The sequence below is a fragment of the Okibacterium sp. AC114 genome (assembly GCF_979253355.1).
Window position 1 is genome coordinate 1,558,494 of record NZ_CEEDBR010000001.1, and the last position, 22,376, is coordinate 1,580,869.

Annotated in this window: 19 protein-coding genes; all 19 read left to right on the forward strand. The window is 68.0% G+C overall.

The features are described from left to right. The first annotated feature begins 10 nt into the window (after nt 1-10). The 19 genes from rpoZ to ACZ6IE_RS07520 all read left to right on the forward strand — a co-directional run bounded on the left by rpoZ (nt 11) and on the right by ACZ6IE_RS07520 (nt 22,323). Nucleotides 11-274 (forward strand): DNA-directed RNA polymerase subunit omega, encoded by a 264-nt coding sequence (gene rpoZ, locus ACZ6IE_RS07430; RefSeq protein ID WP_077053221.1) that lies wholly within the window; start codon nt 11-13, stop codon nt 272-274. Nucleotides 275-627: 353 nt separating this feature from the next. Continuing rightward, entirely contained in the window at nt 628-1,821 is a 1,194-nt protein-coding gene (metK, locus tag ACZ6IE_RS07435) for a methionine adenosyltransferase (protein WP_464607408.1), read from the forward strand. A gap of 4 nt (nt 1,822-1,825) precedes the next feature. Then, on the forward strand, nt 1,826-3,979 hold the full coding sequence (locus tag ACZ6IE_RS07440; protein WP_464607409.1) for a primosomal protein N' family DNA-binding protein: 2,154 nt from the start codon (nt 1,826-1,828) through the stop codon (nt 3,977-3,979). 34 nt (nt 3,980-4,013) lie between these two features. After that, nucleotides 4,014-5,027, forward strand: a complete 1,014-nt coding sequence (gene fmt / locus ACZ6IE_RS07445) for a methionyl-tRNA formyltransferase (RefSeq protein WP_464607410.1) — start codon at nt 4,014-4,016, stop codon at nt 5,025-5,027. Then, a complete protein-coding gene (locus tag ACZ6IE_RS07450; RefSeq protein ID WP_464607411.1) occupies nt 5,024-6,481 on the forward strand; it encodes an RsmB/NOP family class I SAM-dependent RNA methyltransferase in 1,458 nt (485 codons plus the stop codon). Before fmt ends, ACZ6IE_RS07450 begins: the two co-directional genes overlap by 4 nt. A gap of 9 nt (nt 6,482-6,490) precedes the next feature. Continuing rightward, on the forward strand, nt 6,491-7,159 hold the full coding sequence (gene rpe / locus ACZ6IE_RS07455; RefSeq protein ID WP_464607412.1) for a ribulose-phosphate 3-epimerase: 669 nt from the start codon (nt 6,491-6,493) through the stop codon (nt 7,157-7,159). A gap of 24 nt (nt 7,160-7,183) precedes the next feature. Then, nucleotides 7,184-7,447 (forward strand): phosphoribosyl-ATP diphosphatase, encoded by a 264-nt coding sequence (locus ACZ6IE_RS07460; RefSeq protein WP_077053217.1) that lies wholly within the window; start codon nt 7,184-7,186, stop codon nt 7,445-7,447. A gap of 46 nt (nt 7,448-7,493) precedes the next feature. After that, complete coding sequence (gene hisG / locus ACZ6IE_RS07465) at nt 7,494-8,333, forward strand: ATP phosphoribosyltransferase (protein ID WP_464607413.1); 840 nt, start codon at nt 7,494-7,496, stop codon at nt 8,331-8,333. 19 nt (nt 8,334-8,352) lie between these two features. Next, a complete protein-coding gene (hisF, locus tag ACZ6IE_RS07470; protein WP_464607414.1) occupies nt 8,353-9,117 on the forward strand; it encodes an imidazole glycerol phosphate synthase subunit HisF in 765 nt (254 codons plus the stop codon). Beyond that, nucleotides 9,114-9,521 (forward strand): phosphoribosyl-AMP cyclohydrolase, encoded by a 408-nt coding sequence (gene hisI, locus ACZ6IE_RS07475; protein ID WP_464607415.1) that lies wholly within the window; start codon nt 9,114-9,116, stop codon nt 9,519-9,521. The genes hisF and hisI overlap by 4 nt, the downstream gene beginning before the upstream one ends. Continuing rightward, nucleotides 9,518-11,050, forward strand: a complete 1,533-nt coding sequence (locus ACZ6IE_RS07480) for an anthranilate synthase component I (RefSeq protein ID WP_464607416.1) — start codon at nt 9,518-9,520, stop codon at nt 11,048-11,050. The genes hisI and ACZ6IE_RS07480 overlap by 4 nt, the downstream gene beginning before the upstream one ends. Continuing rightward, entirely contained in the window at nt 11,047-11,952 is a 906-nt protein-coding gene (locus ACZ6IE_RS07485) for a Trp biosynthesis-associated membrane protein (protein WP_464607417.1), read from the forward strand. Before ACZ6IE_RS07480 ends, ACZ6IE_RS07485 begins: the two co-directional genes overlap by 4 nt. A 169-nt stretch (nt 11,953-12,121) precedes the next feature. Next, nucleotides 12,122-12,352 (forward strand): DUF6704 family protein, encoded by a 231-nt coding sequence (locus tag ACZ6IE_RS07490; RefSeq protein ID WP_464607418.1) that lies wholly within the window; start codon nt 12,122-12,124, stop codon nt 12,350-12,352. A 2-nt stretch (nt 12,353-12,354) separates the two neighbouring features. Beyond that, nucleotides 12,355-13,125: an indole-3-glycerol phosphate synthase TrpC gene (gene trpC / locus ACZ6IE_RS07495; protein ID WP_464607419.1), complete on the forward strand. Its 771-nt coding sequence runs from the start codon at nt 12,355-12,357 to the stop codon at nt 13,123-13,125. A gap of 3 nt (nt 13,126-13,128) precedes the next feature. Further along, the gene (gene trpB / locus ACZ6IE_RS07500; RefSeq protein ID WP_464607420.1) at nt 13,129-14,340 is read left to right on the forward strand and encodes a tryptophan synthase subunit beta; all 1,212 of its coding nucleotides are present in this window, start codon (nt 13,129-13,131) and stop codon (nt 14,338-14,340) included. After that, nucleotides 14,337-15,125 carry a tryptophan synthase subunit alpha gene (trpA, locus tag ACZ6IE_RS07505; RefSeq protein ID WP_083709442.1) on the forward strand — a complete coding sequence of 263 codons (789 nt, stop codon included), beginning with the start codon at nt 14,337-14,339 and terminating at the stop codon, nt 15,123-15,125. Before trpB ends, trpA begins: the two co-directional genes overlap by 4 nt. 80 nt (nt 15,126-15,205) lie before the next feature. Continuing rightward, on the forward strand, nt 15,206-16,177 hold the full coding sequence (gene lgt / locus ACZ6IE_RS07510; RefSeq protein ID WP_464607421.1) for a prolipoprotein diacylglyceryl transferase: 972 nt from the start codon (nt 15,206-15,208) through the stop codon (nt 16,175-16,177). Between the two features lie 118 nt (nt 16,178-16,295). Then, nucleotides 16,296-20,873, forward strand: a complete 4,578-nt coding sequence (gene gltB, locus ACZ6IE_RS07515) for a glutamate synthase large subunit (protein ID WP_464607422.1) — start codon at nt 16,296-16,298, stop codon at nt 20,871-20,873. Continuing rightward, entirely contained in the window at nt 20,866-22,323 is a 1,458-nt protein-coding gene (locus tag ACZ6IE_RS07520) for a glutamate synthase subunit beta (RefSeq protein WP_079727583.1), read from the forward strand. Before gltB ends, ACZ6IE_RS07520 begins: the two co-directional genes overlap by 8 nt. The last annotated feature ends 53 nt before the right edge of the window (nt 22,324-22,376 follow it).

Below are 22,376 nucleotides of genomic sequence, written 5' to 3' on the forward strand. Positions count from 1 at the left end.
GAGTGTGACCATGGCTGACAAGCTCACCGGAATCATCGACCCGCCCATCGACGACCTGCTCTCGAAGGTCGACTCGAAGTACGCCCTCGTCATCTTCGCGTCGAAGCGCGCGCGCCAGATCAACGACTACTACTCCGACCTGCACGAAGGCAGCCTGTTCGACAACGTGGGGCCGCTCGTCGACTCCAACGTCGAAGACAAGCCGCTGTCGGTCGCGATGCACGAGATCAACGAAGACAAGCTGGTTCTCAAGCCGATCGTTCCCGCTTCCTAAGCTTGATCCGCTCGGTTCCTCCGGGCGATCCGCTCGGTTCCGTTGCGCGATTCGCTCGGTTCCTCCGCGCGATCCGTTCTCGGGCGAGTACGCTCGCGTGAACTAGCCATCAGGCTTGGCCGTCACCCTCGGGTGGCGGCCTTTTCTGTGCGCGCGTTCGGTGTTCCGGGACTTTTTTTCGTGGCAAACCGTTCTCCCCAGGTGAGATGCCGCGAAGTTCTTCACAGACGCGCAACCACCCGAGGGCTGTCGGATGCCCCGGATATAGTTGTGAAGACCGTGAGGCGGGCATCCACTCACACCGTTCACTCATCCGTGCTGGTTCGCACGGGCATTCAAGGTAAGGCACCTGCATGACTCAACTGCGTCTCTTCTCGTCGGAATCGGTTACCGAAGGGCACCCCGACAAGGTCTGCGACCAGATCTCCGATGCCATCCTCGATGCCTTGCTGACCGAAGATCCGCGGTCGCGTGTCGCCGTCGAGACGCTCGTCACGACGGGCCTCGTCCATGTCGCCGGCGAGGTCACGACCGACGCCTATGTCGAGATCCCCGCCATCGTGCGTGAGCTCGTCACATCGATCGGCTACGACTCGTCCGAGGCCGGCTTCGACGGCGCCTCCTGCGGCGTGTCCGTCTCGATCGGCCAGCAATCCGCCGATATCGCCCAGGGTGTCGACGACGCGTTCGAGAGCCGCGAGCAGTCCTCCTCCGACGCGCTCGACCAGCAGGGCGCCGGCGACCAGGGCATCATGTTCGGCTTCGCCACCACTGAGACCCCGCAGTACATGCCGTTGCCGAGCTGGATCGCTCACCGCCTCGCCGAGCGCCTCGCGGCCGTGCGCAAGTCGGGCGAACTCGCCTATCTCCGGCCCGACGGCAAGACCCAGGTCACGATCGGCTACGACGGCATCATCCCGCGCACGGTCGAGACCATCGTGCTCTCCACCCAGCACACCGAGGCCGTTTCAACGGCCCAGTTGCGCGCCGAGGTCGAGCGCCACGTCATCCGCCCCGTGCTCGAGACGATCGATCTCGACACCACCAACGTGCAGTTCCTCATCAACCCGACCGGCCGTTTCGTCGTCGGCGGCCCCAAGGGCGACGCGGGGCTGACCGGCCGCAAGATCATCATCGACACCTACGGCGGCGCGGCGCGTCACGGCGGTGGCGCCTTCAGCGGCAAGGACCCGTCGAAGGTCGACCGTTCGGCCGCCTACGCGTTGCGCTGGGTCGCCAAGAACGCCGTCGCCGCGGGCTTCGCCGACAAGCTCGAGGTCCAGGTGGCCTACGCGATCGGCAAGGCAGCCCCCGTCGGTCTCTACGTGGAGTCGTTCGGCACGGCCAAGGTGCCCGAGGCGACCATCGTCGACGCCATCCGCGAGGTCTTCGACCTCCGCCCCGGCGCCATCGTGCGCGAACTCGACCTGCTGCGCCCCATCTACCAGCAGACTGCCGCCTACGGTCACTTCGGCCGCGAGCTTCCCGACTTCACGTGGGAACGACTCGACCGCGTCAGCCAGCTGCAGAGCGCTGCCGGACTCTAACGCCATGGCCGAACCACTGGCCGACCCCACCGGAGGCTCGGCGCTGCCCGAGACCGGAACGGTCGCCCGGGTGGTCATCGACTCGCCGCTGCCACAGCTCGACCATCTCTTCGATTACGCGATCCCCGAGAAGCTGCGGGGCTCCGTCGTGCCGGGCGTCCGGGTGAAGGTGCCGCTGCGCAGCGCGAATCGCGTCGCCGCGGCCTACGTCGTCGAGGTCGTCGACACGAGCGACTTCGGGGGAGCCCTCACGCCGCTCGAAGAACTCGTGTCCGACGTTCCCGTGCTCACACCCGAGGTGTGGTCGTTGGCGCGCCGGCTGTCCGAGCGCAGCGCCGGGGGAGCGAGCGACATCCTGCGCCTCGCCATCCCGTCGCGCCAGGTGCGCGTCGAGAAAGCCTGGAAGTCCCGCAAGCTCGACGCATCAGAGCCGGCACCGGGCGTCGAAGCCGATGACACGGCAGTGCCGCCCGACGCTGGCGCACTTGTGGCCGGAGCAACCCGCGCAGAGTCCGTCGACGCTCGTGGCGAAAATGAGCGGGCAGAGATCGCCGAAGCCGACGCAAGCGCACGTGACGGGTTGATCGCCGTCTCGGGCTACCGTGACACTGTCTGGCAGGCCGTCGCCGGGGGCGGCAGGTTGGCGCTCGACGCCATCCCCAGCCCCCGCGAGACCGCAACGGGGGCGCCCATCGGCTCCTGGGCACGCACGCTGGCCGAACTCGCGCACAACACCGTGATCTCAGGGCGCACGGCCGTGCTGTTGACGCCCGACTACCGTGACCAAGATCAGCTCGAGGCAGCGCTGGCCGATCTGCTGCCGCCCGAACAGATTTCCCGTGTCGACGCGCGGCAGTCGAACGCCGAGCGTTACGCATCCTTCCTCGACCTGCTCGACGACCGCCCGCGCGCGATCGTCGGCAACCGGTCCGCGATCTACGCCCCGAGCTCCCGGCTCGGCCTCATCGCTCTGTGGGATGACGGCGACCACCTCTACCGCGAACCGCTGGCGCCCTATGTGCACGCCCGAGACGCGGCCCTCGTCCGGCAAGAAGAATCGGGCGCGGCCCTCGTCGTCCTCAGCCATGGCCGCAGCGTCGAAGCCGAGCGGCTCGTGCAGATGGGCTGGCTCACGGCCGAAGCCCCAAAACCGCTCGTCGCGCCCCGCGTCATCCAGACGGCCCGCCAAGACCAGCCCGATGCAGCATCGGGTGCCGCCCGCATCCCCTCGACCGCGTGGCGCATCGCCCGGGAGGCGCTCGAGACCGGTCCCGTGCTCGTGCAGGTGGCGCGGCCTGGGTACGCTCCCGCTGTCGCTTGCGCCAACTGTTCGCATCTCGCCCGATGTCGCGAATGTCATGGTCCGCTCGGCGTCACGCGCGCCGGAGCCACACCGGCCTGCACCGTCTGCGGAGCCCTGGCGGTCAACTGGCAGTGCGACACGTGCGAGCACAAGCTCTTCAAACTCGTCACCCGCGGCTCGGGGCGCACGGCAGAGGAGCTCGGCAAGGCATTCCCCGGCCACACCGTCATCGTGTCGGACGGCGAACGCAACGTGCGCACGATCGAACGGAGGGCATCGCTCGTCGTCGCCACCCGCGGAGCCGAGCCGCTCGTGCCGGGCGGATATGCGGCCGTTCTCCTCCTCGATGGCGAACGCATGCTCGCAGCCGAATCGTTGAGCATCGCCGAAGACTGCCTGCGGTGGTGGTCGAACGCCGCAGCCCTCGCCGCGCCGCGCGCACCCGTCGTGCTGACGGGCGTCGCAGGAACACTCGGCACCGCGCTGGCCAACTGGGATCAATCGGGCTTTGCACGCCAAGAACTCGATGACCGCCGCGCCCTGCGCTTCCCGCCCGCCGTGCGGGTCGTCGCTCTCACGGGCACCGCCGAGAGCGTCGATCGCGCCATCGACGACGTGCGCGCCGAACACGAGCTTCCGCCGGGCGCCGTGCTGGGGCCGACAGTGCACGAGAAAGAACAGGTCCGCGCCGTCATCCGCACCGACTACGCGCTGGCCCAGAGGCTTGCCAAGTCGCTGCGCGCGTCCGTCGTCCGGGCAGCGACGTCCAGGCGGCGCCCACCGGCCGCCAAGGGTGGCTACCGCCCAGCGCCTACACTGAAAGTGCACTTCGACGATCCGGAGATCTTCCAATGACAGCCCCCGACCATCGCCGACAGGAGCCCACCGCATGAAGATCGTTTTCGCGGGAACGCCCGCCGTCGCCGTCCCCACCCTCGAGGCGCTCGTCGCGAGCGGGCACGAGGTCGTGGCCGTCATCACGCGGGCCGACGCGCCCGTCGGTCGCAAACGCGTCCTGACTCCGTCTCCCGTCGCCGCGGCCGCCGAGCGTGCGGGCCTCACGGTGATCAAAGCCAACCGTCTCGACGACGACGTCACCGCAGCCATCCGATCACTCGAACCCGACCTGGGTGTCATCGTCGCCTACGGCGGGCTCGTCAAGCGCGCCCTGCTCGACACACCGACACACGGATGGATCAACCTGCACTTCTCACTGCTTCCCCGCTGGCGTGGTGCCGCGCCGGTGCAGCACTCGCTCATCGCGGGCGACGAGGAGACGGGTGTGTCGATCTTCCGGCTCGTGCCCGAACTCGACGCGGGCGACATCTTCCTGCGGCGCGCGCTCCCCGCGCCCGACGACGCCACCGCGGGCGACCTGCTCGAGGCCTACGCCGCCGAGAGCGTCCCCCTGGTATTGGAGGTCGTCGACGGCATCGCCTCGGGCACCGCTACGTCCGAACCACAGAGCGGCGACGTCACACTCGCCCCCAAACTCTCGGCCGCCGACGGGCGCCTCGACTGGTCGGCGGATGCCTCGCGCGTCTTCGCCCTCTATCGCGGCGTCACGCCCGAGCCCGGAGCGCACACCGAGATCGCAATCGCCCCGGCCGGTGGTTCGACCGCCGCCGCTGTCGCCGCAGTCCCTGGTGTCGCACATATCGCTGACGTCGCTGACGTGGCTGAGCCGAGTACCACGACTCTGAAAGTGCTCGAGCTCGCTCGCACCGCCTCCACGGGCCTCGGAGCCGGGCGGCTCGCCCTCATCGATAAGCGCGTCCACATCGGCACCGGTTCGGGTGACGACCTCGAACTCGTCCGCGTGCAACCCGCCGGGCGTCAAGCAATGGCCGCCGCCGACTGGTGGCGCGGCCTTCCCAGCGGAGCGGAGATCTCAGCCCGATGAGCGACAACACCCACAAACGCGCGTCTCGGCCCGCGGGCCGCCAGCGGCCCCGCAGTCGCCCCGCCCCCGTCGTCACCGTGCAGCCCGCCCGCCGCGTGGCCTACGACGTGCTCGCCGCCGTCAGCCGCGACGACGCCTACGCCAACCTGCTGCTGCCAACGGCCATCAAGAGGGCAGCCCTCAACACGGCCGACGCCGGACTCGCGACCGAGCTCTGCTACGGCACGCTGCGGTTGCGCGGCTACTATGACCGCGTCATCGAGCTCGCGGCCGGCCGGCCGATCGATGACATAGACCTCCCTGTGCTCGACGTGCTGCGCCTCGGCGCCCACCAGTTGCTGGGCATGCGCGTGCCCTCCCACGCGGCCGTCAACGAATCCGTCTCGCTGGCGCGCGAGGTCGGCTCGCGCTCGGCCAGTGGTTTCGTCAACGGCGTCCTCCGCACGCTGTCGCGGAGCGAAGCGTCGGAGTGGAAAGAGAAGGTGCTGGCTCGGACGAAGAACGCCGACGACCGCCTCGCCGTCGAATATGCGCACCCCGCCTGGATCATCCGCGCCTTCCGCCAATCGCTCACGGCCGAAGGGCGCGTCGACGAACTCGAAGAGCTGCTCGCCGCCGACAACGACGCACCGCGGGTGAACCTCATCGCCCTGCCCGGTTTGATCGACGCACCGGCCGATGCGCACCCCAACGAATACTCCCCGGTGGGCTTCACGCTCGGCCACGGCGACCCCGACACAACCATCGGGCATGCCGGCGGCCGGCTGCGCGTGCAAGATGAAGGATCGCAACTCGCCGCCCTCGCGCTCAGCCGTTTCGAACCCGTGCAAGCGGGGGAGCGGTGGCTCGACCTCTGTGCCGGACCGGGCGGCAAGACGGCTCTCCTCGGCGCCGAGGCGCACGCCGGGCACGCCCACCTCGATGCCAACGAGATCACACCCGCACGCGCCGAACTCGTGCGCCGCGCCATCCGACCACTCGCCGACGTCCCCGAGGTGAGCGAGCTCGATGGTCGGCAGATCGGTGAGCATCGCCCGAACACCTACGACCGCATCCTCGTCGACGCCCCGTGCACGGGTCTCGGCGCTTTGAGACGCCGCCCCGAAGCGCGCTGGCGAAAAACCGCCAAAGATGTCGCCGACCTCACCGTGCTGCAGGCCTCCCTGCTGGCCTCGGCCTTCGACGCCGTGAAGCCGGGCGGCACGGTCGCCTACGTGACCTGCTCGCCCCACATCGCCGAAACCCGCGGCGTCGTCCTGGCCGCACTCGGTCGGTGGGGTGTCGACGCCGAGCTGCTCGACACGGCCGCCGCCCTGCAGCGCATCGCCACGCACGACCTCGACCTGGGCGACACGACGCTCGGCGAGCATGCGGGCACCGTCGCTCAGCTCTGGCCGCACCGCCACGGCACCGACGCCATGTTCGTGGCGCTCATCCGTAAGACCGCACGATAGGGAGACGCCATGACCGCCCGCATCAACCCCAGCATCCTCGCCGCCGACTTCGTCAACATGGAACGCGACCTGCACCGCATCGCCACCGCCGACCTCGTGCACGTCGACGTCATGGACAACCACTTCGTGCCCAACCTCACGTTCGGCCCCCAGATGGCCGGACGCGTCCAGGATGTCTCGCCCATCCCACTCGACGTCCACCTCATGATCGACAACCCCGAGAAGTGGGCCCCGGGCTATGCCGAGCTCGGCGCCTATTCGGTCACCTTTCACGCCGAGTCGACGACCGACCCCGTCTCCGTCGCCCGGCGCTTGCGCGAGATCGGTGCGCGTGCCGGCCTCGCCCTCAAACCCGGCACCGACGTCGAGCCCTACCTCGACCTCCTCGCCGAATTCGACCAGGTGCTCGTCATGACCGTCGAACCGGGTTTCGGCGGCCAGTCCTTCATGCCCGAGACCATGCCCAAACTGCGGGCCCTGCGTGAACGCGTGTCACAGACGGGTCTCGACGTGTGGCTGCAGGTGGACGGCGGCATCAGCGAGAAGACCATCGCCATCGCTGCAGAGGCCGGGGCCGACACGTTCGTGGCCGGATCGAGCGTCTTCGGCGCCGAGAACCCCGCGCTGGCGATCGACACGCTGCGCCGCGAGGCCGCCGCCCACACGCACACCCCCTAGCCGCGTTACTAGTAACCTGGGTGAGTGAAGACATTCGACGCCCTGTTCGCTGAACTCAGCCAGAAGGCCATCGACCGCCCCGAGGGCAGTGGCACGGTCCGCGAGCTCGACGGTGGCGTGCATACGATCGGCAAGAAGATCGTCGAAGAGGCCGCCGAAGTGTGGATGGCCGCCGAATACCAGAGCGACACCGAGACCGCCGAAGAAATCTCGCAGCTGATCTACCACGTGCAGGTCATGATGATCGCGAAAGGCCTGAGCCCGGAAGACGTCTATCGACATCTGTGAGCCTCTCGCTCACGACATCCGACCTCACCCACCCGAAAGTTTATCCATGTTGCGAATCGCAGTGCCCAATAAAGGCTCACTGGCCGAGACGGCCGCCGTCATGCTCACCGAGGCTGGCTACGCCACGCGTCGCGACCCGAAAGAGCTGCACCTGATCGATGCCCGCAACGGCGTCGAGTTCTTCTACCTCCGCCCGCGCGACATCGCTACCTATGTCGGCTCGGGCGCGCTCGACGTCGGCCTCACGGGCCGCGACCTGCTGCTCGATTCGGGCTCTACAGCCACCGAGATCGAGGCACTCGGCTTCGGTGACTCCACGTTCCGATTCGCCGGCCCCGAGGGTCGTTTCGCGCAGCTCGACGACCTGCAGGGCGTCCGCGTCGCCACCAGCTACCCGGGCCTCGTGGGCGAATTCCTGCGCAGCGCCGGCGTCGAGGCAACCCTCGTCCACCTCGACGGCGCCGTCGAATCCGCCGTGCGTCTCGGTGTGGCAGATGCAGTGGCCGACGTCGTCTCAACGGGCACGACTCTCCGCAAGGCGGGACTCGAGATCTTCGGCCCCGTCATCCTCGAATCCACGGCCGTCCTCATCGGCAATGGCGACGAGAAGCCGGGCCTCTCCACGCTGCGTCGCCGCCTGCAGGGCGTGCTGGTGGCTCGCCAGTACGTGCTGCTCGACTACGATCTCCCGGCCGCGCTGCTCGAACAGGCAACCCACGTCGCCGGCGGCATCGAGTCGCCCACCATCTCGCCCCTGCGCGACCCCGAGTGGGTCGCCGTCCGCGTCATGATCAAACGCGAAGAAACCAACGACATCATGGATGCGTTGTACGAACTCGGCGCCCGAGCCATCCTCGTGAGCGCCATCCACGCCGCCAGGCTCTAGCGGGAAGGACACACGCACGATGTCGGTCATCACCCGCGTCATCCCGTGTCTCGATGTGGCCGACGGCCGCGTCGTCAAGGGCGTCAACTTCCAGAACCTGCGCGATGCTGGCGACCCGGTCGCCCTCGCGCGCCAGTACTACGAGCAGGGCGCTGACGAGCTCACCTTCCTCGACGTCACCGCCACGGTCGATGACCGCGCCACCACGTACGACGTCGTCGCGCGCACGGCCGAGCAGGTCTTCATCCCGCTGACGGTCGGCGGAGGCATCCGCAGCACGGAAGACGTCTCGAAGCTGCTCGCCTCGGGCGCCGACAAGGTGGGCGTCAACAGCGCCGCCATCCGTCGCCCCGATCTGCTCGATGAGATCTCGGGCGTCTTCGGAGCCCAGGTGCTCGTGCTCTCGCTCGATGTAAAACGGTCGGCCGCGCTGCCGTCCGGGTTCGTCGTGACCACTCACGGCGGCCGCACCGAGACCACGCTCGACGCTCTGGCCTGGGCGCGCGAGGCCATCGAACGCGGTGTCGGCGAACTGCTCGTCAATTCGATCGATGCCGACGGCACGAAGGAAGGTTTCGACCTCGAACTCGTCGCCGCCATGCGCGCACTGAGCCCGGTGCCCGTCATCGCCTCGGGCGGTGCGGGCGACGTCTCCCATTTCGCCCCCGCCGTCAAGGCTGGCGCCGACGCCGTCCTCGCCGCGAGCGTCTTCCACTCCGGTCAACTGACCATCGGCGACGTCAAACGCTCGCTCCGCGCCGAAGGAATCGAGGTCCGCTCATGACCGAAAGGCACACCGACGCTCTCACCAGCGCAACGGTCGAGGCCGAGATCGCCCGCGTCTCCTTCGCGGACAACGGACTGGTTCCGGCGGTCGTACAGCAGTACGACACGGGCGAGGTCCTCATGCTCGGCTACATGGATGCCGAAGCCCTCCGCCGCACACTCACGTCGGGTCGCGGCACCTTCTGGTCCCGTTCACGCCAGGAATACTGGCGTAAGGGCGACACGTCCGGTCACGCCCAGTATGTGAAGGATGTGAGCCTCGACTGCGACGGCGACACGCTCCTCGTGCGCGTCGACCAGGTCGGCGTCGCCTGCCACACGGGCACCCGCACGTGCTTCGACGGCCGCGACCTGCACGCCGTGAGCGCAGATCGGCCGACTGCGGAAGGAACGGCGTCATGACCACGGGCATGCCGGGCAGCACCACGCGCGAGCAATTCGATGGCCTCACGGCCGAGCACCGCGTCATCCCCGTCGTGCGCGAACTCTTCGCCGACGGCGAGACCCCCGTCGGCGTCTACCGCAAGCTCGCGATCGGCCGCCCCGGCAGCTTCCTCCTCGAATCGGCCGAACAGGGTGGCATCTGGTCACGATTCTCCTTCGTCGGCGTCTCCTCGTTCGGCGTGCTGACGCAGGAGGGCGAGACACCCCGCTGGATCGACTACGGCATGGATGTCGAGCGTGCCCTCGGTTCGCTCGACGACGTTCAGCCACTCGAGGCCATCGCGCGCCTGCACGCCCGCTGGCAGACCCCGAAGATCGACGGCATGCCGCCCCTCACGGGTGGACTCGTCGGCTTCATCGGGTGGGAAGCCATCCGCCAGATCGAGCGCCTGCCCAACCGCCCGCCGCTCGAAAACCGTGTACCCGGCCAGGCGCTGTGTTTCGCCGCCGACCTCGCGGTGCTCGACCACCGCACGGGCACGGTGCTGCTCATCGCCAATGCGCTCAACGACGGCAGCGAGGCATCCGACGAGCTCTGGGATTCCGCGCAGCAGCGCCTCGACGCCATGCAGCGTGATCTGGCGCAACCGAGCGACGCGTGGCTCGCCGACGTCGATCTCTCGGCCGAGCCCACGCCCCATCACCGCACCGAGCGCAGCGACTTCTTAGCCGCGGTCGACACGGCGAAGGAGCACATCCGCGAGGGCGATATCTTCCAGGTCGTCGTCTCGCAGCGCTTCGATCAGCCGACCGACGCCGAGCCGATCGACGTCTACCGCATCCTGCGGACTCTCAACCCGAGCCCGTACATGTACCTGTTGACGCTCGACACGGTGGACGGCGTTCCGTATTCGATCGTCGGCTCATCACCCGAGGCGCTCGTCAAAGTCGAAGACGGCCGCGTGTTCACCCACCCGATCGCCGGCTCGAAGCCCCGCGGCGCCACGCCCGAGCAAGACGCCGACCTCTCGGCCGAGCTCAGCGCCGACGAGAAGGAGCGCGCCGAGCACCTCATGCTCGTCGACCTCTCGCGGAACGACCTGCTGAAGGTCTGCCGCGCGGGCAGCGTCGAGGTGACAGAGTTCATGCGCGTCGAGCGTTTCAGCCACATCATGCACCTCGTGTCGTCGGTCGAGGGCGACTTGCTTCCGGATGTTTCGCCCGTCGACGTCTTCCGTGCAACGTTCCCCGCCGGAACGCTCTCGGGTGCCCCGAAGCCCCGGGCCCTCGAGATCATCGACTCCCTCGAACCGGCCCAGCGCGGCGTCTACGGGGGAGTGGTGGGCTACTTCGGCTTCGCGGGCGACCTGGACCTCGCCATCGCCATCCGCACGGCCACGCTCATCGACGGCGTCGCCCATGTTCAGGCGGGCGGCGGTCTCGTGGCCGATTCGGTGCCCGAATCGGAGTTCCAAGAGTCGGTGAACAAGGCGGCCGCGCCATTGCGCGCTGTCGCCGTCGCAAACACCATGAAAAGGATCAGATGACCTCCGAGACCCCTCGGCCGGACGATGTGACGCCCACTGCAGCCGACGCCGCTGCGACGGACGCCGCGCACGCCTCTGACGACACCGGCATCGACACCGACACCGGCATCGACACCGACACCGATACGCGCCTCGAACGCGCATCGGCCCGAGCCAAGCGCGTGAAGTACGTGGCCCTGCTCGGCCTCATCGTCCTGAGCGCCCTCTCCCTCCTCGCGTGGACGCAGACCTGGTTCACGGCTCAGCTCTCGCAGACGCAGAATTCGCCCATCGTCGGCATCATCGACGTCTCCGGCGAGGTGGCTGCCCCCGCACTGTCGGCCCTCGCTCTCGCGGGTCTGGCTCTCACTGCCGCGCTGGCGATCGCCGGCGTGCTGTTCCGCTACGTGCTCGCCGTGCTCAACATCCTGCTGGGCCTCTGCATCTCCCTGTCGGCATTCCTCGCTCTGCAAGACGGCGTGCGGGCCTCTGAGCCGGCCGTCACCCAGGTCACGGGCATTGCGGGCCACGAGTCGGTCCGCACGATCGTGAGTTCAGCCATCCCAACGGCGTGGCCGTTCGTCACGCTCGTGCTCGGCATCGGCTTCGTGCTCGTCGGTGCCCTCGTGCTCGCCACTGCACGTCACTGGCCGAGCTCGTCGAAGCGCTACCGCACGGTCGCCGTCAACACCACGGATGCCGCCGCCGACGCCCCCTCGACCACCGACGCGCCGTCCGCAGACGTCGGCACGAGCGGGCCCGGTGCGCCGGGACACTCGGCAGCGGCCTCGCCGTCGAACGGCACCCCGGTCTCGACAGACGGCACCACCCCGGAGGGCCCCTCCGCCGCAGGCGGCACGCCCCGCATGGACCCCGTCGACAGCTGGGACGAACTCACCCGCGGGGACGATCCCACGCGCTAGCCGGTTCCTCGCGCCCACTCGTCCGTGTAACAAGACGGCGTCCAGGCACGGATGCTGCGCGTTCTCCACAGGCCCCGGCGTCCGACTTTCCCCACACCTCGCGTCACTCGTCTCACCCCCGTTTCACAGCCGGTAGAGTAGATCGCGCAATCATCGATGAAGGAGTTTCATGAGCAGCGAGTCAATTGATATGGGACACGGCCACTCTCCGGCCGCCTGGATCTCGGTGACGGTGATGCTCGTCGCGTTCGCCGTGGGAACCCTGTTCTTCGTCCTCGACATGCCCCTCTACGTGGTCATCTCCGCGGGCGTCGTCCTGATCGGTGCCCTGCTCTGGCCCATCCTCGCGAAAATGGGCTACGGCGTCGGCGGCGCCAAGTACACCTCGAAAGGTCACTGATCGTGCTCGCCGACCTCATGGCCGGCGCAGCTGAAGACGCCGATGCGCGTCGCGCGGTCATTCCGCTCGCGGCCGTCGAGGCCGAGGCTCTCGATCAGCCTGCCGCCCTCGACGCCGTCGAGGCGCTTCGCGGAGGCCCCCGCGTCAAGATCATCGCCGAGGTCAAACGCGCGAGCCCGTCTCGCGGCGACCTCGCCGACATCCCCGACCCCGCCCTGCTCGCTTCGGCCTACGAAGAGGGCGGCGCCAGCGCCATCAGCGTGCTCACCGAGGGCCGCAAGTTCAAAGGTTCGCTCGACGACCTGCGGGCCGTGCGCCAGCGCGTGTCGATTCCGGTGCTGCGCAAGGACTTCATCTCGCAGCCCTACCAGGTGTTCGAGGCGCGTGCCGCCCGGGCCGACCTCGTCCTCCTCATCGTCGCCGGCCTCGGCCAGACCGAACTCGCCGAGCTCTACGCGCTCGTCGGCGAGCTGGGCATGACGGCACTCGTGGAGACCCACTCGGCCGAAGAACTCGACCGCGCGCTCGAGATCGGTGCCGACGTCATCGGTGTCAACGCGCGCAACCTCAGCACGTTCGAGCTCGACCAGTCCCTCTTCGGCACACTCGCGCCGCGCATCCCCGACGGCGTCATCAAAGTCGCGGAGTCCGCGGTGCTCCATCCGGCCGACGTCGCACGCTATCGCGCCGACGGCGCCGACGTCGTCCTCGTGGGCGAAGCACTCGTCACGGGCGACCCTATTTCCACTCTCACGCAATTCTTGGCGGTATAGACCATGGCACTTCGGCAGCAGACCGGCCCCTACTTCGGCGACTTCGGCGGGCGGTACGTGCCCGAATCGCTCGTCGCGGCGCTCGATGAACTGACCGAGGCGTGGGAGCAGGCGAAGATCGACCCCGCCTTCCAGGCCGAGCTCGACGAACTCTTCGCCACCTATGTCGGGCGCCCGTCGCTCATCACCGAGGTGCCGCGTTTCGCCGAGCACGCCGGGGGAGCGCGCATCATCCTGAAGCGCGAAGACCTCAACCACACGGGCTCGCACAAGATCAACAACGTCCTCGGCCAGGCCCTGCTCACGAAGCGCATCGGCAAGACGCGCGTCATCGCCGAGACCGGCGCCGGCCAGCACGGCGTCGCCACGGCAACAGCTGCTGCCCTGTTCGGCCTCGACTGCGTCATCTACATGGGCGAGGTCGACACCGAGCGCCAGGCGCTCAACGTGGCCCGCATGCGCCTACTCGGCGCTGAGGTCGTGGCCGTCAACACAGGTTCCCGCACGTTGAAAGACGCCATCAACGACGCCATGCGTGACTGGGTCACCAACGTCGAAGACACCAACTACATCTTCGGAACGGTCGCCGGTCCGCACCCGTTCCCCGAGATGGTGCGCGATCTGCAGAAGATCATCGGCGAAGAGGCCCGCGAGCAGGTGCTGTCCCTCACGGGCGCGCTGCCGACCGCGGTCGTCGCCTGCGTCGGCGGTGGTTCCAACGCCATGGGCATCTTCCATGCCTTCCTCGACGACGAAGACGTGAGCCTGTGGGGTTACGAAGCCGCCGGTGACGGCGCCGAGACGCCTCGCCACGCCGCAACCATCACCAAGGGTCGCCCCGGAGTTCTGCACGGTGCCCGCAGCTTCCTGCTGCAAGACGAAGACGGTCAGACGGTCGAGTCCCACTCGATCTCCGCGGGCCTCGACTACCCGGGCGTCGGCCCCGAGCACTCCTGGCTGTCGAGCATCGGCCGGGCCAACTACCGTCCGATCACCGACGCCGAGGCCATGTCGGCTCTGCGCCTCTTGAGCCGCACCGAGGGCATCATCCCCGCCATCGAGTCGGCCCACGCCCTCGCGGGGGCGCTCAAGCTCGGTCGCGAACTCGGGCCCGAAGCCGTCATCCTGATCAACCTCTCGGGCCGCGGCGACAAAGACATGGAAACCGCCGGTCGCTACTTCGACCTCATCGACCAAGGAGCCGAACAATCGTGAGCGCCGTCGCTACCGCCCTGCAGAAACGTCGGGACGAAGACCGCGGTGCCCTCATCGGCTACCTGCCGGCCGGCTTCCCCACCATCGATGACAGCGTCGAGGCGGCCATCGCCATCGCCCGCAACGGCGTCGACGTGATCGAGCTCGGGCTGCCATACTCCGACCCCGTCATGGACGGACCGGTCATCCAGGCCGCCACGCAACAGGCCCTCGCCAACGGCTTCCGCCTGCGCGATGGTTTCGAGGCCGTGCGGCGCATCACTCAGGAGGTCGACACCCCGGTCCTCCTCATGACGTACTGGAACCCCGTCGTGCAATACGGCGTGGAGCGCTTCGCCGACGACCTCGTCGAGTCCGGCGGCGCCGGCTTGATCACACCCGACCTCGTCCCCGACGAGGGCGGCGAGTGGATCGATGCGTCCGCCCGCACGGGGCTCGACCGTGTCTTCCTCGCGGCGCCCTCCTCGTCCGACGAGCGACTCCGTCAGGCCATCGACGCCAGCCGCGGCTTCGTCTACGCCGTCTCTACCATGGGCATCACGGGTGCCCGCAGCGATGTCGACCAGGCCGCCCGCACGCTCGTCGAGCGACTGCGCGAAGCCGGCGTCGAGAACACGTGCGTGGGCCTCGGCATCTCCACGGCCGAGCAGGTGCGCGAAGTCAACGAATACGCCGACGGCGCCATCGTCGGGTCCGCCCTCGTGAAAGCTCTGGCCGACGGGGGAGTCGCCCGTGTGGCCGAGGTCGCCCGCGAACTCTCCGAGGGCACCTACCGCGGTCGCTGACCCGTCATCCTCGCCAATGCTCTGCCAGTAGAGTTGATCCCGCACAACCCACGAACACTTCCCGAAAGGTGCAGAGCTAGGTGAACCTCCCGCTGAGCATCCCGAGTCCCTCCGTCAGCTACTTCCAGGTCGGGCCGCTGCAGATCCACTTCTACGCTCTGTGCATCCTCGCCGGCATCATCGCGGCCGCACTCTTGACGAACCACCGCCTCAACAAGCGCGGCGCCGAACGCGGCATCATCCTCGACATGATCCTGTGGACGGTTCCGTTCGGCATCGTCGGAGCGCGCATCTTCCACGTGCTCACGCATCCCAACGACTACTTCTTCCCGGGTGCCGAGCTGTGGAAGGTCATCGCCATCTGGGAAGGCGGCATCGCCATCTTCGGTGCGCTCATCGGTGGTGCCATCGGCGCGTACATCGGTTGCCGCGTTCTGGGCCTGCGCTTCTGGACGTTTGCGGATGCCCTGGCGCCGGGTCTCCTGCTCGCGCAGGCTTTCGGCCGCTTCGGCAACTACTTCAACCACGAGCTCTTCGGCACCCCGACGAACGGATGGTGGGGCCTCGAGATCGAGAGCTCCAACCCGGCCTACCCGATCGGCCTGCCCGACGGCACGCTCTTCCAGCCCACGTTCGCCTACGAGGTCATCTGGAACCTGCTGGGCGTCGCCGTCATCCTGTTGCTCGAGCGCAAACTCGGCCTGCAGTGGGGCAAGGTCATCGCCGTCTACCTGATCTGGTACGGCCTCGGCCGCATCGTCTGGGAGTCGATCCGCATCGACCCGTCCGAGATCTTCTTCGGTTTGCGCGTCAACGTCTGGGCGGCCATCTTCGCCGTCGTCGCGGGCATCCTGATCTTCGTCGTGCAGTCGCGTCGACACACGGGTCTCGAGCCGAGCGCCTACGTTGCCGGCCGCGAATTCAACGCGACCGCCGCTGGGGTAGACTCCAAGAACACCGATGCGGGATATGTCGATCTCAGCGAGCCTGAAGACACGAAGCCGGATTCGGACGCAGCCGTTGCCACAAGCACGACAGGCTCACACAAATAACGGTTAGGTTCACCCCGATCCCCTTCCCGAGGCACCACTCTGATGCGGTGCCACGTCCCTTCGGCGGGCCACAGGCGTCCCTCCGGTTGTTTCTCCCTTGTCGTGAGGACGGTCAGTTATGACGCATTCCCCCACATCACACACTTTCTCGCAGGTGCCGGCCCAACAGGGCATGTACAACCCGCGGCACGAGAAAGACGCCTGCGGTCTCGCCATGGTGGCAACGCTGCGCGGCACACCCGGGCACGACATCATCGATGCCGCCCTCGATTCGTTGCGCAACCTCGAGCACCGCGGGGCCATCGGCTCCGACGCGGGAACGGGTGACGGCGCCGGCATCCTGACGCAGATCCCCGACGAGTTCCTGCGCGCGGTCACCGACTTCGAGCTGCCCGAAATGGGCCACTACGCCGTCGGCCTCGCGTTCCTGCCGCTCGACGAGCACGCTCGGGGTCAGCTCAAGACCGACATAGAGGCCATCGCCGACTCCGAGAACCTCGACGTGCTCGGCTGGCGCCTCGTGCCCACCGACCCCGACAACCTCGGCAAGTTGGCGCGCAAGGCCATGCCGGTGGTCGAGCAGCTGTTCGTCGCGAGCCGCTACCACGACCACGACGGTCAGACCCTCGCGGGCATCGCCCTCGACCGCCAGACCTACCGCCTGCGCAAGCGCGCCGAGCGCGAACTCGACGCCTACTTCATCTCGCTGTCGAGCCGCACCCTCGTCTACAAGGGCATGGTCACGACGCTGCAGCTCGAACCGTTCTACCCGGACCTGTCCGACGAGCGCTTCGCGTCGAAGCTCGCCATCGTGCACTCGCGCTACTCGACCAACACGTTCCCGTCCTGGCGCCTCGCCCAGCCGCTCCGCATGATGGCGCACAACGGCGAGATCAACACCGTGCAGGGCAACCGCAACTGGATGCGCGCGCGGCAGTCCCAGCTCGAATCCGAGTTGATCGGCGACATCCGCCCGCTGCTGCCCATCATCACGCCCGGCGCCAGCGACTCGGCCTCGTTCGACGAGGTGCTCGAACTCCTCACCCTCACGGGTCGTTCGCTCCCGCACGCCATGATGATGATGGTTCCCGAGGCGTGGGAGAAGCAGAACGGTCTCGACGACGAGCTGCGCGACTTCTACGAGTTCAACAGCATGCAGATGGAGCCGTGGGACGGTCCGGCCGCCCTCACCTTCACCGACGGCACGCTCGTCGGAGCCACGCTCGACCGCAACGGTCTGCGCCCCGGGCGCTGGCTCGAGACCACCGACGGGCTCATCGTCCTCGGCAGCGAGATCGGCGTGCTCGAGGTCGACCCGTCGCGCATCAAGCGCAAGGGACGTCTGCGCCCCGGCCGCATGTTCCTCGTCGACACCGAGGCCGGTCGCCTCATCGAGGACGACGAGATCAAGACATCCCTCGCCGCCGCGCAGCCCTGGGGGGAGTGGCTCGACAACGGCCGCATCCACCTGAAAGATTTGCCCGAGCGCGAGCACATCGTGCACACGCCCGCCTCCATCACGCGCCGCCAGCGCACCTTCGGCTACACCGAAGAAGAGGTGCGCATCCTGCTGACCCCCATGGGTAAGAACGGCGCGGAGCCGCTCGGTGCCATGGGCTCTGACACGCCCATCGCAGTGCTCTCGAAGCGCCCCCGCCTGCTGTTCGACTACTTCGTTCAGCAGTTCGCGCAGGTCACCAACCCGCCCCTCGACAGCATCCGCGAGGAGGTCGTCACGTCGCTGAAGCTCGGCCTCGGACCCGAGCGCAACCTCTTGTCGTGGGGCCCCGAGCACGCGCGCCAGGTCGTGCTCGACTTCCCGGTCATCGACAACGACGAGCTCGCCAAGGTGCAGCACATCGACCCGACGGCCGGTTCGCGCATGACATACACGGTGCGTGGCCTCTACCGCGTCGAAGACGGCCCGGACGCCCTGCGCGACCGGCTCACCGAGATGTGCCACGAGGTCGATGTGGCGATCAACGAGGGCGCCAGCTTCATCGTGCTCTCCGACCGCGACTCCAACCGCGACCTGGCCCCCATCCCGTCACTGCTCATGATGGCGGCGGTTCACCACCACCTCATCCGCGCCGAGAACCGCATGAAGGTGGGCATCATCGTCGAGGCCGGCGATGTGCGCGAGGTTCACCACGTCGCCCTGCTGATCGGCTATGGCGCGTCGGCCGTGAACCCCTACCTGGCCATGGAGAGCTGCGAGCATCTCGTGCGCAGCGGCATGATCGAGGGCGTCACGCCCGAGAAGGCCGTCAAGAACGTGATCTACGCGCTCGGCAAAGGCGTGCTGAAGATCATGTCCAAGATGGGCATCTCCACCGTGTCCTCCTACGCCGGCGCCCAGACGTTCGAGGCCGTCGGTCTCGCCCCCGACTTCATCGACGCCTACTTCACGGGCACCGAGACGAAGCTCGGCGGTGTGGGCATCGACGTCATCGCCGAAGAGAACCTGCGTCGCCACCGCGTCGCCTACCCGCACAACACGGCCGAGCACTCGCACGAGCGCCTCGAAACGGGTGGCGAATACCAGTGGCGTCGGGATGGCTCACCCCACCTCTTCAACCCCGACACGGTGTTCCGCCTGCAGCACTCCACGCGCAACCGGCGCTACGACATCTTCCGCGAGTACACGTCGATGATCGACGGCCAGGCCTCCGAACTCATGACCCTGCGCGGCATGTTCCGGTTCGCCGACGGCAAGCGTCCGCCCGTGCCCCTCGACGAGGTCGAACCGGTCGAGTCGATCGTCAAGCGTTTCTCCACGGGTGCCATGAGTTACGGCTCGATCTCGAAAGAGGCGCACGAGACGCTCGCGATCGCCATGAACCAGCTGGGCGCGAAGTCCAACACGGGTGAGGGCGGTGAAGACGTCGACCGTCTGCTCGACCCCACGCGTCGCAGTGCCATCAAGCAGGTCGCCTCGGGTCGTTTCGGCGTCACGAGCATGTACCTGACCCACGCGGATGACATCCAGATCAAGCTCGCGCAGGGTGCCAAGCCCGGCGAGGGTGGCCAGCTGCCGCCGGCCAAGGTCTACCCCTGGGTTGCCCGCACGCGTCACGCGACCGCCGGCGTCGGCCTCATCTCGCCGCCCCCGCACCACGACATCTATTCGATCGAAGACCTCAAGCAGCTCATCTTCGACCTGAAGCGGGCCAACCCGTCCGCGCGCATCCACACCAAGCTCGTCAGCCAGTCGGGCATCGGCGCGGTCGCGGCCGGCGTGGCCAAGGCGTTGAGCGATGTCATCCTGGTGTCGGGGCACGACGGCGGCACGGGCGCGAGCCCCCTCAACTCCCTCAAGCACGCGGGAACACCGTGGGAGCTGGGCCTCGCCGAAACGCAGCAGACCCTCATGCTCAACGGCATGCGCGACCGCGTGGTCGTGCAGGTCGACGGTCAGATGAAGACCGGCCGCGACGTCATCATCGGTGCCCTGCTCGGCGCCGAGGAGTTCGGTTTCGCGACCGCGCCGCTCATCGTCGAAGGTTGCATCATGATGCGCGTGTGTCACCTCGACACGTGCCCGGTCGGCGTCGCGACGCAGAACCCCGTTCTGCGCGAACGCTTCAACGGCAAACCCGAATTCGTCGTGACCTTCTTCGAGTTCATCGCCCAGGAGGTGCGCGAATACCTCGCCGCCCTCGGGTTCCGCTCGATCGAGGAGGCCGTCGGCCACAACGAGATGCTCGACATCCAGGATGCTTTGCACCACTGGAAGGCGTCCGGAATGGACCTCGCACCCATCCTCGTCGGCCCCGACTTCGACGAAGACGAGCCGCGCACGCACGCCCGCAACCAGGATCACGAGCTCGACAAGCATTTCGATGTCGAACTGATCCGCCGCAGCCACGACGTGCTCGAGAACGGCGGCCAGGTGCGCATCGAGTTGCCCATCCGCAACACCGAGCGCGCCGTCGGCACCATGCTCGGCCACGAAGTCACGGTGCGCCACGGCGAGCATGGCCTGCCCGAGGACTCGATCGAGGTCGTTCTGAGCGGTTCGGCCGGTCAATCGTTCGGGGCGTTCATGCCCTCCGGCATCACGCTCCGCTTGCACGGCGACTCGAACGACTACGTGGGCAAGGGTCTCTCCGGTGGCAAGATCATCGTCCGCGCCCCGCAGGGGAGTGCCTTCGTGCCCTCGGAGAACGTCATCGCCGGAAACGTCATCGGCTACGGCGCCACGCAGGGCAGCCTGTTCCTGAACGGCATCGTGGGCGAGCGCTTCCTGGTCCGCAACTCGGGCGCCACCGCGGTGGCCGAGGGTGTCGGCGACCACGCGCTCGAATACATGACCGGTGGGCTCGCGCTCATCCTGGGCCCGACGGGCCGCAACCTGGGCGCCGGGATGTCGGGCGGCACGGCCTATGTGTTCGACCTCGACCCGCAGAACGTCAACACGCAATCGCTCGAGAGCGGCGAATTGCACCTGCTGCCCCTCGGCTCCGCGGATGTCGCCATCGTGCGCGACCTGCTGGAGCGCCACCACGCCGAGACGGAGTCCGAGCTGGCCGCGCGCCTGCTCGCCGACTTCGATGCCACGGCACAGAAATTCGTCAAAGTATTGCCCCGCGATTATGCAGCCGTGCTGCAGACGCGCGAAGACGCCGAGCGCGAGGGTCTCGACCCCGACGGCGACATCGTGTGGGGCCGGATCATGGAGGTAACCGGTGGCTGACCCGAAAGGCTTCCTCAAAGTCACGGAACGCGAACTGCCGAAACGTCGCCCCGTTCCTGTCCGACTCATGGACTGGAAAGAGGTTTACGAGCAGAATGACCCCGCCCAGGTGCGTCGTCAGGCCGGGCGCTGCATGGACTGCGGCATCCCGTTCTGCCACCAGGGCTGCCCGCTCGGCAACCTGATTCCCGAGTGGAACGACCTCACCTGGCGTGGCGAGGGCCGCGACGCGATCGAGCGCCTGCACGCCACGAACAACTTCCCCGAGTTCACGGGTCGCCTGTGCCCGGCCCCGTGCGAATCGTCGTGCGTGCTCGGCATCAACCAGCCGGCCGTGACCATCAAGCAGGTCGAGGTCTCGATCATCGACCAGGCGTTCGCCAACGGCTGGGTCGACTCCCACCCGCCGGAGCGCCTCACGGGCAAGACCGTCGCGGTCGTCGGTTCGGGCCCCGCCGGCCTCGCCGCCGCCCAGCAGCTGACGCGCGCCGGACACACCGTGGCCGTCTACGAGCGCGACAACCGCATCGGCGGACTGCTGCGCTACGGCATCCCCGACTTCAAGATGGAGAAGAAGCACCTCGACGCGCGCCTCAAGCAGATGACCGACGAGGGCACGCGTTTCCGTGCCGGCGTCAACATCGGCGTCGATATCACATGGGACGAATTGAAGGCGCGCTACGACGCCGTCGTCGTCGCCACGGGCGCCATGGTGCCGCGTGACCTGCCCATCCCCGGGCGCGATTTGCCCGGCGTGCACTTCGCCATGGAATACCTCGTCCAGGCCAACAAGGTCGGTGCGGGCGACGACGTGGCCGACCAGATCACGGCCGAGGACAAGCATGTCGTGGTCCTCGGCGGCGGCGACACCGGCGCCGACTGCATCGGCACGGCCCACCGCCAGGGAGCGGCCTCGGTCACCAACCTGGCGATCGGCACGCAGCCCCCGTCTGAGCGCACCGACGCCCAGCCCTGGCCCATGATGCCAACGCTCTTCGAGGTCGCCAGCGCCCACGAAGAGGGCGGCTCGCGTGAATACCTCGTATCGACGGTTGAATTCTTGCCGAACGCCGCGGGCGAGTTGCGCGCCATCCGTGTGGCCGAGACCGAGTTCGTCGACGGACGTCGCGTGCCGAAATCGGGCACCGAACGCGAGATCCCGGCCGACCTGGTGCTCCTCGCACTCGGCTTCACGGGCCCCGAGAGCGACCAGCTGGGTGACCAGCTCGGCGTTCCCTTCGACGGCCGCGGCAACGTGGGCCGCGGCGACGACTACCAGACGAGCGAAGAGGGCGTATTCGTGGCCGGTGACGCCGGTCGTGGGCAGTCGCTCATCGTCTGGGCCATCGCCGAAGGCCGCGCGGCCGCCGCGGCGGTCGACCGCTACCTCGAGGGCGAAACCGAGCTCCCCGCACCGGTCAGGCCGACGGACCGGGCCATCTCGCTCTAGACTTTCCCCGGCGGTCGTTCGCGATCGCCACCCACCCCAGCAGCCAGACGCGC